The sequence below is a fragment of the Kordiimonas aestuarii genome (genome assembly GCF_025574465.1).
Taxonomy (GTDB): domain Bacteria; phylum Pseudomonadota; class Alphaproteobacteria; order Sphingomonadales; family Kordiimonadaceae; genus Kordiimonas; species Kordiimonas aestuarii.
Genome location: NZ_JAOBPP010000020.1, coordinates 387,080 through 400,606, shown reverse-complemented (window position 1 = coordinate 400,606; position 13,527 = coordinate 387,080). Strand labels below are relative to the sequence as shown.

Here is a 13,527-nt window from a genome sequence, read left to right as displayed (position 1 = left end):
TCCTTAGTGCGCTTCTTGGTGCGCTTCAACTGCAGGGGTGTCATGTTCGGTCGCGGCGCCTTCGCCCACAACCGTCTCATTTGCCACCACAGGGAATTTAGTATCAATCAGGTTCTCAACTGACGCGTGGATCGGGTCGAGGAAGCTGTTCGGGTAAATGCCCATCCAGAACACGACAGCGATCAGCGGCGCAAAAATAATCTTCTCACGCAAAGTCAGGTCCGGCATTGCCTTCACGTCATCCTTGTCCAGTTCGCCAAACACAAGGCGACGTACAAGGTAAAGCATATATGCCGCCCCCAGTACCACGCCGGTCGACGCCAGAAGTGCCAGCCAACTGCTGAAGGTGAAGGCGCCGTTGAGGACCAGGAATTCGCCGACAAAGCCGCTCATGCCCGGCAGACCGATCGACGCCATCGAAAAGATGACAAAGGTAACCGCGTAAAGCTTCATGTTGATGGACAAACCGCCATAGCGCGAAATTTCCCGCGTGTGCAGGCGGTCATAAATGACACCCACACAAAGGAACAACGCGCCCGAGACAATACCGTGACTGAGCATGGTAAAGATCGCGCCTTCGATACCATTTGTGTTGAGCACAAAGATACCGATGGTCACGAAGCCCATGTGCGCGACAGAAGAATAGGCAATCAACTTCTTGATGTCTTCCTGCACCATCGCAACGAGCGAGGTGTAGATGATGGCCACAATTGACAGGCCAAACACCAGCCATGCGAAGTGCATCGTTGCATCCGGGAACATCGGCAAGCTGAACCGAAGGAAACCATAGCCACCCATCTTCAGAAGGACACCCGCAAGAATCACAGAGCCTGCTGTTGGCGCCTGTACGTGCGCGTCAGGCAACCAGGTATGCACCGGCCACATCGGCATCTTCACTGCGAAAGAAGCAAAGAAGGCGAGCCATAACAAATTCTGCACATTCGCGTCGAAGTGATGGTTCATCAGCATCGGAATATCGGTCGTGCCGGTCTCGATGAACATATAGAACACCGCCACAAGCATAAGGACCGACCCGAGAAGCGTATAGAGGAAGAATTTGAAGCTCGCATAAATACGGTTCAGACCGCCCCATACGCCGATGATCAGATACATCGGGATCAGCCCGCCTTCGAAGAAGACGTAGAAAAGGAAGATATCGAGCGCCGAGAACACCCCGATCATCAGGGTTTCAAGCAGCAGGAAGGCAATCATATATTCCTTCACGCGGGTTTCGATCGCTTCCCAACTGGCAAGCACAACAATCGGCATCAGGAAGGCTGTCAGCACCACGAACAGCATGGAAATACCGTCCACACCAACATGATAGCTGATGCTGTTGCCCACCCACTCGTATTTTTCCACGAATTGGAAGTCAGCGGTTGAGCCGTCAAAGCCTGCCCACAACACGATGCTGAGCGCAAAAGTGAAGAGTGTTGCGAGAAGCGTTACCCAACGGATGTTGCGCTTCTCAATCTCTTTATCCTGGTGACGCACGATGAGGACAAAGGCCGCACCGATCATCGGTACAAGCATCATCAGCGAGAGCAGGTAATGTTCCAGAAAAATCATCTTAAATATCCCCTGCCCTTAGTGTCCGCCACCTTGGGCCATAAACCATGTCACCACGAGCGCAAGGCCAATGATCATGGCAAACGCATAGTGGTACACATAACCGGATTGCAGTTTGCGAGCCTTCGCCGCGATGGCGCCAATGGCAGACGACACACCATTGGGGCCGAAGCCATCAATGGTCTGCTCATCCCCGCGCTTCCAGAAGAAGCGGCCAAGCCAGAAGGCCGGGCGTACAAGCGCAAAGTTATAAAGCTCATCAAAGTACCATTTGTTGAGCAGGAAGGCATAAAGCCCATCCCACATCTCAGCGGTGCGCTGTGGCAGGTCTGTTTTGCGAAGGTAGAACCACATGGCGATTACCGCGCCCAGAACCATCACAATAAACGGCATAGCCTTGACGGCGAACGGCACGTGGTGTGCCTCCGTCATGATGTCATGCGCAGAAGTGACCAAAGCGCCGTTCCAGAAGGCGACACGACCGTCACCGATGAAGGCTTCATGGAACACATAGCCCGCAAATATCGCACCAATAGCCAGTACGATAAGCGGCAGACGAATTGTCCATGGCCCTTCGTGAGCATGATCATAGGTGTGGTGGTCAGCGCGGGTTTCGCCCATAAAGGTCATGAACCACAGACGCCAGCTGTAAAAGCTTGTCATCAACGCCGCGGCAACCCCCATCACAAAGGCAAACTCAGCCCCCGGGGCATGGGATGCGTACGCAGCTTCGATGATCATGTCTTTCGAATAGAAACCAGACAGGAGCGGGAAACCAGTGATTGCAAGGTTACCGATGAACATAACACCGGCTGTCAGTGGGATTTTTTTCAGAAGCCCCCCCATGTTACGCATGTCTTGTTCATGGTGCATTGCGTGGATCACAGACCCAGCGCCAAGGAAAAGAAGCGCCTTGAAGAAAGCATGTGTAAACAGGTGGAAAATGGCACCCCCATAAGCCCCGACACCAAGCGCGAAGAACATGTAACCAAGCTGCGAACACGTCGAATAGGCGATCACGCGTTTTATGTCGTTCTGCACAAGGCCAACACTTGCGGCAAAGAAGGCAGTCGCGGCACCAATTATTGTAACCACAACAAGGGCATCCGGCGCATACTGGAACACAGGGCTGAAACGCGCCACGAGGAACACACCGGCGGTTACCATGGTGGCGGCGTGAATGAGCGCCGAAACAGGTGTCGGGCCTTCCATCGCGTCTGGCAGCCATGTGTGCAGGCCTAGCTGCGCAGATTTACCCATGGCACCCACAAACAACAGCAGGCAAATCACCGTCAGGGCGTGATACTCATGGCCAAGGAAGGTGATCGTCGCATTCTGGTACTGTGCCGCGGTGGAGAAGATTGTCTCGAACTCTACCGAACCAAACAGCACGAAACACCCGTAGATACCAAGCGCGAAACCAAAGTCACCCACGCGGTTAACTACAAATGCCTTGATGGCCGCCGCGTTGGCACTTGGCTTCTTGAACCAGAAGCCGATGAGAAGGTAGGACGCAAGGCCCACGCCTTCCCATCCGAAGAACATCTGCACAAGGTTGTCGGAGGTCACCAGCATGAGCATGGCAAAAGTGAAGAGCGACAGGTACGCGAAAAAACGCGGTTTGTCGGGATCTTCGTGCATGTAGCCCATGGAATACCAGTGCACGAGTGCAGACACCGTGTTCACCACGATCAGCATCACAGCGGTGAGTGTGTCGATCTTGAATGCCCATGAGAAGTTCAGCGTGCCCGAAGACACCCAGTCCAGTACATGAACGCTAGCCTGCTGGCCCGCGAGCGCGATTTCAGCAAAGGCCACCCAAGAGAGGATCGCAGCAATGCTCACAAGCGAGGACGTAATCAACTGGCTGGCTTTGTCACCCAATTTGCGGCCAAACATGCCAACAACCAGAAAGCCGATAAGCGGCAAGAAAACAATAAGTTTATACATCATTGCCCTACCCCTTCATCTGGTTGATGTCTTCAACCGCGATCGAACCACGGCTGCGGAAATACACAACGAGGATCGCGAGGCCGATAGCAGCTTCAGCCGCAGCGACCGTGAGCACGAACATCGCGAACACCTGGCCCACAAGGTCATTGAGATGCGTTGAAAAGGCCACGAGGTTGATATTGACAGCCAGAAGCATCAGCTCGACCGACATAAGAATGATGATGACGTTCTTCCGATTGAGGAAGATACCGAAAATCCCGAATACAAACAGGATCGCGGCGACCGTCAGATAATGTCCTAACCCAATAGTCATGGACTATCGTCCCCTACCCTTTTTTGGTTGGCATGGGCACACCCTTACCAACTTCCACATCAACGAGTTCATATGCATCTTCCGGCCGACGCGCGTTCTGCTTACCAATATTCTGGCGCTTCACACCCACACGATCACGGTGCGTCAGCACAATGGCGCCAATCATAGCCACCAGCAGGATCAGCCCCGCAGTCTGGAAGATGAAAATATAATCAGTGTAAATCACCGAACCGAGCGCCCGGGTGTTCTCTACCTGCTCGATCGCGGGCGCCGGTGACGCCGCATTGAGTGAGATATCGCTGCCAAATGTCCAGGCTGTTCCTAGCGTTACAAGTTCCGCAAGCAGGATCAGCCCGATCAGCGCACCGATCGGCAGGTACTGAAGGAAACCCTGACGCAGCTCAACAAAGTTGATGTCCAGCATCATCACAACGAAAAGGAAGAGCACCGCAACCGCGCCCACGTACACAATCACGAGCAGCATGGCGAGGAACTCGGCCCCCATCAGGACAAATAGCCCGGCGGCAGAGAAGAATGCGAGAATAAGCCAGAGCACGGAGTGCACCGGATTTCTCGAGGAAATGACCATCAGGCCCGAAAGGACCGTAATGGCAGCGAACAGCCAGAAGGCAGCCGCAGGAAGTGTCGAAGCAAAATCCATGTATTCCACCCCTGCCTTAACGGTACGGCGCGTCAAGGGCGATATTCGCCGCGATCTCGCGCTCCCAGCGCTCACCATTGGCGAGCAACTTGTCTTTGTTATACATCAGCTCTTCACGGGTCTCGGTCGCGAACTCAAAATTCGGACCTTCGACAATAGCATCCACCGGGCAGGCTTCCTGACAGAAACCGCAGTAAATGCATTTGGTCATGTCGATGTCATATCGTGTAGTGCGGCGGGAACCATCTTCACGTGGCTCGGCCTCAATCGTGATCGCCTGTGCCGGGCAGATAGCCTCACACAATTTGCACGCAATACAACGTTCTTCCCCGTTGGGATAACGACGAAGCGCGTGCTCCCCCCGGAAACGAGGCGACAACGGCCCCTTCTCATAAGGGTAGTTGATCGTCACTTTTGGACGGAAGAAATATTTGGTAGTCAGCACCAAGGCTGCCCAAAATTCCTTCAATAGCAAGCTTTTAGCGGCTTGTACGATAGCAGTCATTCTTCAAGCCTCTCCGTTATCCGTGTGAAGGGAGCCAACCGGCGTAAACCATGACCCCCGAGTAAATAATGACAAATGCCAGCGACAGCGGCAGGAATACTTTCCAGCCAAGGCGCATGAGCTGGTCGTAGCGGTAACGCGGTACGAATGCCTTCACCATAGCAAACAACCAGAAGAAGATGGCGGTTTTGGCAAACAACCACAGGAAACCCGGGATGAAGTCCAGCGCCGGGATTGGTGCGTACCAACCGCCGAAGAACAGGATCGCCATTACAACGGACATCAACAGAATGTTCGCATATTCACCGAGGAAAAAGAGCGCAAACGCCATCGAGGAATATTCGACCTGATACCCGGCCACAAGCTCGGCTTCCGCTTCCGGGAGGTCAAATGGTGGGCGGTTGGTCTCCGCCAGTGCCGAGATAAAGAAAATGATGAAGATCGGGAAGAAGGGGATAAAGTGCCAGCTCAGCACCCCGCCCTCTTGCGCGAACACCACGTCGCTCAGGTTCAGCGAGCCCACTTTCACCAGCACACACACCAGCACAAAGCCGATGGATACCTCGTAGGATACCATCTGCGCCGCGGAACGCAGGCCACCGAGGAAAGCATAGCGGCTGTTTGACGCCCAGCCCGACATGATGATGCCATACACCCCAAGGCTTGAGATCGCGAGGATATACAAGACACCCACGTTCAAGTCAGAAAGTGCCATGCCCTCATCAAACGGGATAACCGCCCAGGAAATCAGGGCAAGTGTGAAGGTAATCATCGGTGCCATCAGGAAGATCGCCTTGTTGGCGCCTGCCGGGATGATGGTTTCCTTCAGGAAAAGTTTGATGCCGTCGGCAAAAGACTGCAGCAGGCCAAACGGGCCGACCACGTTCGGACCGCGACGCATCTGCACCGCCGCCCAGATCTTGCGGTCGAAATACACCGCAAAGGCAACCGAGATGGTCAGCGGCAGCACGACCGCCATGATCGATGCGGTGATCGCAAGAAAATAGAGGAACGGTCCTTCGCCACCGAACAGGTTATAAAGCGCCTCAACCATGGGTTCCCGTCGCCTCCTCATCCTCGAAGCCGCGCGCTGCAACGCAGTCAGCCATGATCTGGCTCGCACGGGCAATCGGGTTGGTCAGATAGAAATTGTCGATAATCGGTGCGATGCCGCCTTCGGCGATATCGCCCTTGGTACCAAAGTCGCCCCAGACTTCGCTTGGTCGCTCGTCGCGGATAGCGGTTGCCGGTGCGGCCTCAGCCAGACGGGCGCGCAACTCTCCGATGGTGTTGTATGGCAGCGTCGTACCAACAATGTCAGAAAGTGCCCTCAAGATTGTCCAGTCTTCACGGGCATCCCCCGGGGCAAAGTGAGCTTTCTCAGTACGTTGCACTCGGCCTTCGGTGTTGATGTAGGTGCCTGATTTCTCGGTATACGCAGCCCCCGGCAGGATAACGTCAGCGTTTTTCACGCCTTCGTCACCATGTGTCCCCAGATAAACCGTGAAGGTTTTCTTGAGCGCACTTGTGTCAACTTCATCAGCACCAAGCAGGATGACCGCTTTCAGCTTACCCGCTTCAGCATCATCGAGAATGGCGTCAACACCACCGTCTGCGGTCAGCCCCAGATCCATGGCGCCAACACGCGCGGCGGCGGTGTGCAACAAGTTAAAGCCATTCCAGTCTTCCCGAATGCAGTAACGGTCAGCAATATCGCGGGCCGCCTTGAGAATAGCCGCGCCATCTTCACGGGCCAGCGCGGCCTGCCCCACGACAATCATCGGGTTCTTGGCCGCCTTAAGCGCTTTTGCAGCCTCATGGCGGCCCGTTGAGGCCGCCTTGATGAACTTTGCGTCGTCGCCAAACTCTTCAACCTTATAGGTCAGATCGGCGGCATTCCCGATGTTGCCAACTTTCAAGCCGTGATGTCGTACGGCATTGCGGATACGCGTATTGACAATCGGCGCTTCATTGCGAGGGTCACAACCAACAAGCAGCAGATAATCCGCTTCCTCAATGTTCGCAATACCGGTGTTAAACAGGTAGCCTGCCCGAACGCTCGCATCAATCGCCGCGCCGTCCTGACGGCCTTCGATACGGCTGGCACCAAACGAGGCCATCAGGTCTTTGAGCGCCAGCATCGATTCCATGTCGGCCAGATCGCCAACAATCGCTGCAATCTCATCGCCCTTGACGCCAGTCAGCTTTTTCTTGATCGCCTCAAACGCGTCACCCCAGGTTGCTTCTTCAAGCTTCCTGTTCTTGCGAATGTACGGGCGGTCAAGGCGGCGCTTCTTCAGGCCGTCATAGACGAAGCGGGTTTTGTCGGAAATCCATTCCTCGTTCACGTCCTCATTCAGGCGCGGCAGGATACGCATCACTGCGGCACCGCGCGTATCAACGCTAATGTTGGAGCCAACAGCATCCATCACGTCAATGCTTTCGGTGTGTTTAAGTTCCCAGCTGCGTGCCGTGAAGGCGTATGGTTTGCTCGTAAGCGCACCAACCGGGCAGAGATCAATCACATTGCCGGACATCTCGCTGTCCAGCGTTTTTTCCAGGTAGGTGGTGATCTCGGAATGTTCACCGCGCCACAGCGCGCCCATATCATCCACGCCTGCAACTTCTTCAGAGAAGCGAACGCAACGCATGCAATGAATACAGCGTGTCATGGTCGTGGAAATGAGCGGACCCATGTGCTTGTCTTCAACCGCACGCTTGTTCTCATCAAACCGGTTGACGCCGCGACCGAAAGCCATGGCTTGGTCCTGCAGGTCACATTCCCCGCCCTGGTCACAAATCGGACAATCAAGCGGGTGATTGATCAGCAGGAATTCCATCACCCCTTCACGCGCTTTTTTCACGCGTTCCGTGTTGGTGTGAATCACCATACCGTCACCCGCTGGCATCGCACAGCTTGCAATCGGCTTGGGCGAACGCTCCATGTCAACAAGGCACATCCGGCAGTTACCGGCGATCGACAGGCGTTCGTGATAACAGAAACGCGGCACTTCGACACCGATTTCCTCACACGCCTGCAGAACCGTGGTACCCGGCTCGACAGTTACTTCTTTTCCATCAATGGTTAGCGTGGGCATCTAACTCTCCTTGCCATGCGCTCTATTCAGCCGCTTTGGCATGATATGCATCGATACGCGCTTCCACTTCGTGACGGAAGTGGCGCATCAAACCCTGGATCGGCCAAGCCGCTGCGTCGCCAAGCGCGCAAATGGTATGACCCTCAATCTGTTTAGAGACATCGAGAAGCGTATCGATCTCCGACTTCTCCGCCTTGCCTTCGACAAGACGTTCCATCACCCGCCACATCCAGCCGGTGCCTTCACGGCACGGCGTACACTGGCCGCAGCTTTCGTGTTTGTAGAATTCGCTCAGACGCGCTATCGCTTTGACGATGTCGGTCGACTTGTCCATCACGATCACCGCCGCAGTACCAAGACCGGACTGCACTTCACGCAGGCTATCGAAGTCCATCAACACGGTGTCGCAAATCTCTTTCGGCAGCACCGGCACCGACGAACCGCCGGGGATCACCGCAAGCAAGTTGTCCCAACCGCCACGAACGCCGCCAGCGTGTTTCTCAATGAGTTCCTTGAGCGGGATACCCATCTCTTCTTCCACATTGCATGGATTGTTCACATGGCCGGAGATAGAGAATACCTTGGTGCCCGTATTGTTGGGTCGGCCAAGGCCCGAGAACCACGAGGCGCCACGACGCAGGATTGTCGGTGCAACCGCAATGGATTCGACGTTGTTTACCGTGGTCGGACAACCCCACACACCAACGTTCGCTGGGAACGGTGGCTTCAGGCGCGGCTGGCCCTTCTTGCCTTCAAGGCTTTCAATCAGTGCGGTTTCTTCGCCGCAAATATAAGCGCCCGCACCGCGGTGCACATAAATGTCGAAGTCATAACCGGTGCCACAAGCGTTTTTGCCCAGAAACCCTTTTGCGTAGGCTTCCTCGATGGCGCGCTCAAGCGCTTCCGCTTCGCGGTAAAACTCGCCCCGGATATAGATGTAAGCTGCGATGGCATTCATCGCGAACCCGGCGATCAGACAACCTTCCAGCAGCTTGTGTGGATCATGACGCATGAGGTCCCGGTCTTTACACGTGCCTGGCTCGCCCTCATCGGCGTTAATTACGAGGTAGGACGGACGGCCATCTGATTCTTTCGGCATGAAAGACCATTTGAGCCCCGTCGGGAAGCCGGCACCACCACGGCCGCGCAGGCCCGACTCTTTCATCTCATTGATGATCCAGTCTTTACCCTTGGCGATCAGGTCCTTGGTCCCGTCCCAGTCGCCACGTTTCATCGCGGCTTCAATACCAGGGCTTTCAAAACCATACAGGTTGGTGAAGATGCGATCTTTATCTGCAAGCATTATGCATCCTCCCCTTTGCCTTTAAATTCCTTGAGCGATGTCGGGCCACCGAACGGAGCACTGTTCTGACGATCAATCTGAGGACCGGGCTTCACGGTCTCACCATTTTTGAGCTTGTTCAGAAGCTCGACCATGCTCTCGGGTGTCAGATCTTCGAAATAGTCATCGCCGATGGCTACCACTGGCGCGTTCACACAAGCGCCCGCACACTCAACTTCTGAAAGTGTGATCAAGCCGTCATCGGTTGTCTCACCCTTCTCGATACCGAGGTGGGTTTTACACGCCTTCATGATGTCATCAGCGCCGCGTAGCCAGCACGGTGTCGTACCGCAAACCTGTACGTGGTGCTTACCAATCGGCTGGTGGTTATACATGGTATAAAAGGTCGCGACCTCCATCACCTTGATTGGTGCCATATCGAGGTAATCCGCGATATATTCCATGATCTCCTGCGTGACATGGCCACCATTCTGACGCTGCGCAATATCAAGAAGCGGCATCACAGCGCTTTGCTGGCGCCCTTCAGGATACTTCGCGACATGTTTCTGCGCGAGCGCCTCGTTTTCGGGCGTCCACTCGAACTTCTGATCGTCGTTTTGGGTTACCGCACTCATCGGTCCACCTCACCAAATACAATATCCATTGCGCCAAGGACAGCTGGCGCGTCCGCGAGCATGTGCCCACGGCACAAGAAATCCATCGCCTGAAGGTGCGAGAAGCCAGGTGCGTGAATCTTACAGCGGTAAGGCCGGTTCGACCCGTCCGACACCAGATACACCCCAAATTCGCCCTTCGGCGCTTCCACGGCTGCGTAGACCTCACCTTCCGGCACCTTGAAACCCTCTGTGTAGAGCTTGAAGTGGTGGATGAGCGCTTCCATCGAGCGTTTCATCTCACTCCGACGCGGTGGCGCAACCTTGGTATTGACCGACATCACCGGCCCGCCAGGCATCTGCTCGATACACTGACGCATGATCTTGAGCGATTCTTTCATCTCCGCGATACGGATCATGAAGCGATCATAACAGTCACCTGCGTTACCGATCGCCACTTTGAAGTCCATCTTGTCATAGACCTCATAGGGCTGTGATTTGCGTAGATCCCAAGCCATGCCGGTTGAACGCAGCATCGGGCCGGAGAAGCCCCATGCAAGTGCCTCTTCCGCCGAGAATACCCCAATGTCAACGTTGCGCTGCTTGAAGATACGGTTATCAACCAGAAGCGCCTCCATATCCGCAATCATCTGCGGGTAGGTTTCCGTCCACGCCATTATATCTTCCAGAAGATCAGGTGGCAGGTCCTGATGGACGCCACCTGGGCGGAAGTAGGCCGCGTGGAAACGCGCGCCAGAGGCACGCTCATAGAATTCCATCAGCTTTTCGCGTTCCTCGAACATCCATGTGATCGGCGTCATCGCACCAACGTCAAGCGCGTGCGTGGTCAGGTTCAGAATGTGATTAAGGATACGACCGATCTCGCAGTATAGCACCCGCACATATTGGCCGCGCTCCGGCACCTCAAGCTCGAGAAGCTTTTCAATCGCAAGACAAAAGGCATGCTCCTGATTCATCGGCGCAACATAATCGAGTCGGTCGAAATATGGCATCGCCTGCAGGTACTGCTTGTGCTCGATCAATTTTTCCGTGCCCCGGTGCAACAGGCCAATGTGCGGGTCAACCCGCTCAATCACTTCACCGTCCAGCTCAAGCACCATACGAAGCACGCCGTGCGCCGCCGGGTGCTGTGGGCCAAAGTTCAGGCAATAGTTCTTGATATCAACTTCAGCCATTATTTTGCCCCCTCTTTCTTGGGCGCAGCGTCACCTTCAGCTTTCTCGTCACCCGGGAGCACATATTTTGCGCTTTCCCATGGGCTCATGAAATCGAAGTCGCGAAATTCCTGCTTGAGCTTCACCGGTTCATACACCACACGTTTTTGATCTTCCGAGTAACGAAGCTCGACAAAGCCCGTCAGCGGAAAGTCTTTCCTGAGTGGGTGCCCCTGGAAGCCATAATCCGTCAACATTCGGCGCAGGTCCGGGTGGTCAGCGAAAAAGATGCCGTACATGTCCCACGCCTCACGCTCGTACCAGCCAGCGGCGGGGAAAACGTCCGTCACGCTTGGTACGGGTGTGTCGGCATCGGTTTCCACTTTCACTCGGACGCGCTGGTTAAGCTGTACGCTGAGCATGTGGTAAACCACATCAAACCGCTTGGTGCGCCCCGGATAGTCCGCTCCGCAGATATCAACCAGTTGCTTGAACATGCATTCCTGATTGTCACGCAGGAAGGTGAGAACTTTTTGAATATGTTCGGCACGGGCAATGACAGTCAGCTCGCCAAAAGCGACTGTCGCCGAGGCCACTTCATTTTCAAGACTGCTGGCGATGTGGTCGCCAAGTCCAGCTAATGCGTTATCCGTCATGCGCTCTCGCGCTCCTTTTATGATGTGCGGCGATATCTGCCGCAAGCACACAGCGAAGCACCCTCAAGCTTGCAGGGGGCTTCGGATGAGATTTACCGGTTAATGGTGCCTGTCCGGCGAATTTTGCGTTGAAGTTGCAAAATACCGTAAACGAGCGCCTCTGCGGTCGGAGGACAACCAGGTACATAGATATCGACAGGCACGATGCGGTCGCAGCCGCGCACCACCGAATACGAATAGTGATAATAACCGCCGCCGTTCGCACACGAGCCCATGGAGATCACATAACGTGGCTCAGGCATCTGGTCGTACACTTTGCGAAGCGCCGGAGCCATCTTGTTGGTCAGCGTACCGGCAACAATCATCACATCCGACTGGCGTGGGCTGCCGCGTGGTGCAAAGCCAAAACGCTCAACATCATAGCGCGGTGTACCGGAATGCATCATCTCGACCGCACAACACGCGAGGCCAAAGGTCATCCACCACAGGGAGCCGGTACGAGCCCAATTGATGAGGTCCTCAAGCGAGGTTACCACAAAGCCTTTTTCCGTCAGCTCTTCATTGAGCGATTCGAGAAAAGCGCCATCTGCGGCTGGCGTTCCAGTGCCATCCGGGCCCATTGGGCTGTTTGGTTGTACTACTCCCATTCCAGCGCTCCTTTGTTCCATTCATAGATGAAGCCAACCGTCAGTACGCCGAGGAAGATCATCATCGACCAGAATCCATAGACGCCGATATCACCAAGGGACACAGCCCAGGGAAACAGGAAGGCGACCTCAAGGTCGAAAATAATGAACAGAATAGCCACGAGATAGAAGCGCACATCAAACTGGTGACGGGCGTCATCAAATGCTTCGAAGCCACACTCGTAAGCTGACAGTTTTTCGTCATCCGGATTTTGCTTTGCGATAAGCACCGCCGCACCGACGAAAACGAGTGAGAATGCGATGGCGATCCCGAGAAAGATCAGGATCGGAAGATATTGTATGAGCAACGACTCCATGGGAGTCCCTTTTTGTTTAATTGGCCCTAATTACTGCGCCCTTTTATCGACCGATCTGCCGACAGTAAAGGGTGAATTTGCCCTCTAGGCGGTTGCGCGCGAGTATAGACCTTGAAATGCTTAATGAAAAGCTTACGTGCCGGGACTTTCAGGGAAAAAGCGGCCAAACGACGCAGAAATGAAAAAGAAACAAAAAAACGCGCCCGGCAGTACCGGAACGCGTTTTCATAGACCCTCAAGGGGTTCAAGCAAGTGGCGCGAGTGACGGGGCTCGAACCCGCGACCCTCGGCGTGACAGGCCGATACTCTAACCATCTGAGCTACACCCGCGCACTGCTTGCGGAGCGGGTTTTATGATTTTGCCCCAACCTTGTCAATCACAGAATGACAATTTTTTCGCACTTTTTTCTCTGCCCGGTATGTGCCTGCGGCTATCGGGTTCACCGAGGGTCAATATTTGGCCAAAGGGGAGAAACATTCACCGAATCATTACGTTAGCGTTTAAGAACATATCTTGAGCAAGCCGAAAGCAAAAAAGCCTCCGAACCTAAGTCCGGAGGCTTTTGTGATCTCCTGAAGGAGAGGCAAGTGGCGCGAGTGACGGGGCTCGAACCCGCGACCCTCGGCGTGACAGGCCGATACTCTAACCATCTGAGCTACACCCGCGCATCGCTTGCGTGAGGGGGTGTTTAGGGCGT

The 13,527-nt window shown here is 54.8% G+C and carries 13 protein-coding genes and 2 tRNA genes; all 15 read right to left on the bottom strand.

All coding sequences use genetic code 11. The annotated features are described in order from the left end of the window. Nucleotides 1–3: 3 nt before the first annotated feature. Nucleotides 4–1,569, bottom strand: coding sequence for an NADH-quinone oxidoreductase subunit M (locus tag OEU85_RS11285; protein ID WP_262691579.1), 1,566 nt, complete (start codon nucleotides 1,567–1,569; stop codon nucleotides 4–6). A gap of 18 nt (nucleotides 1,570–1,587) precedes the next feature. Continuing rightward, nucleotides 1,588–3,519 carry an NADH-quinone oxidoreductase subunit L gene (nuoL, locus tag OEU85_RS11280; protein ID WP_394805415.1) on the bottom strand — a complete coding sequence of 644 codons (1,932 nt, stop codon included), beginning with the start codon at nucleotides 3,517–3,519 and terminating at the stop codon, nucleotides 1,588–1,590. A 7-nt stretch (nucleotides 3,520–3,526) separates the two neighbouring features. After that, nucleotides 3,527–3,835: an NADH-quinone oxidoreductase subunit NuoK gene (nuoK, locus tag OEU85_RS11275; RefSeq protein ID WP_262691577.1), complete on the bottom strand. Its 309-nt coding sequence runs from the start codon at nucleotides 3,833–3,835 to the stop codon at nucleotides 3,527–3,529. A 13-nt stretch (nucleotides 3,836–3,848) separates the two neighbouring features. Then, on the bottom strand, nucleotides 3,849–4,496 hold the full coding sequence (locus tag OEU85_RS11270; RefSeq protein WP_262691576.1) for an NADH-quinone oxidoreductase subunit J: 648 nt from the start codon (nucleotides 4,494–4,496) through the stop codon (nucleotides 3,849–3,851). A 16-nt stretch (nucleotides 4,497–4,512) separates the two neighbouring features. Then, nucleotides 4,513–5,001 carry an NADH-quinone oxidoreductase subunit NuoI gene (gene nuoI, locus OEU85_RS11265; RefSeq protein WP_262691575.1) on the bottom strand — a complete coding sequence of 163 codons (489 nt, stop codon included), beginning with the start codon at nucleotides 4,999–5,001 and terminating at the stop codon, nucleotides 4,513–4,515. Between the two features lie 16 nt (nucleotides 5,002–5,017). Continuing rightward, the gene (nuoH, locus tag OEU85_RS11260) at nucleotides 5,018–6,055 is read right to left on the bottom strand and encodes an NADH-quinone oxidoreductase subunit NuoH (protein ID WP_262691574.1); all 1,038 of its coding nucleotides are present in this window, start codon (nucleotides 6,053–6,055) and stop codon (nucleotides 5,018–5,020) included. Then, nucleotides 6,048–8,099: an NADH-quinone oxidoreductase subunit NuoG gene (gene nuoG / locus OEU85_RS11255; protein WP_262691573.1), complete on the bottom strand. Its 2,052-nt coding sequence runs from the start codon at nucleotides 8,097–8,099 to the stop codon at nucleotides 6,048–6,050. The genes nuoH and nuoG overlap by 8 nt, the downstream gene beginning before the upstream one ends. A gap of 22 nt (nucleotides 8,100–8,121) precedes the next feature. After that, on the bottom strand, nucleotides 8,122–9,402 hold the full coding sequence (gene nuoF / locus OEU85_RS11250) for an NADH-quinone oxidoreductase subunit NuoF (RefSeq protein WP_262691572.1): 1,281 nt from the start codon (nucleotides 9,400–9,402) through the stop codon (nucleotides 8,122–8,124). Further along, a complete protein-coding gene (nuoE, locus tag OEU85_RS11245) occupies nucleotides 9,402–10,016 on the bottom strand; it encodes an NADH-quinone oxidoreductase subunit NuoE (protein ID WP_262691571.1) in 615 nt (204 codons plus the stop codon). The genes nuoF and nuoE overlap by 1 nt, the downstream gene beginning before the upstream one ends. Further along, nucleotides 10,013–11,191: an NADH-quinone oxidoreductase subunit D gene (locus tag OEU85_RS11240; protein ID WP_262691570.1), complete on the bottom strand. Its 1,179-nt coding sequence runs from the start codon at nucleotides 11,189–11,191 to the stop codon at nucleotides 10,013–10,015. The genes nuoE and OEU85_RS11240 overlap by 4 nt, the downstream gene beginning before the upstream one ends. Further along, nucleotides 11,191–11,826: an NADH-quinone oxidoreductase subunit C gene (locus OEU85_RS11235; protein ID WP_262691569.1), complete on the bottom strand. Its 636-nt coding sequence runs from the start codon at nucleotides 11,824–11,826 to the stop codon at nucleotides 11,191–11,193. Before OEU85_RS11235 ends, OEU85_RS11240 begins: the two co-directional genes overlap by 1 nt. Before the next feature lie 92 nt (nucleotides 11,827–11,918). Next, complete coding sequence (locus OEU85_RS11230; RefSeq protein ID WP_317277427.1) at nucleotides 11,919–12,446, bottom strand: NuoB/complex I 20 kDa subunit family protein; 528 nt, start codon at nucleotides 12,444–12,446, stop codon at nucleotides 11,919–11,921. 17 nt (nucleotides 12,447–12,463) lie between these two features. Further along, nucleotides 12,464–12,829: an NADH-quinone oxidoreductase subunit A gene (locus OEU85_RS11225; protein ID WP_262691567.1), complete on the bottom strand. Its 366-nt coding sequence runs from the start codon at nucleotides 12,827–12,829 to the stop codon at nucleotides 12,464–12,466. A 253-nt stretch (nucleotides 12,830–13,082) separates the two neighbouring features. Continuing rightward, nucleotides 13,083–13,159 (bottom strand) — tRNA-Asp (locus tag OEU85_RS11220). Nucleotides 13,160–13,418: 259 nt separating this feature from the next. Continuing rightward, a tRNA-Asp gene (locus OEU85_RS11215) sits at nucleotides 13,419–13,495 on the bottom strand. Nucleotides 13,496–13,527 lie beyond the last annotated feature (32 nt).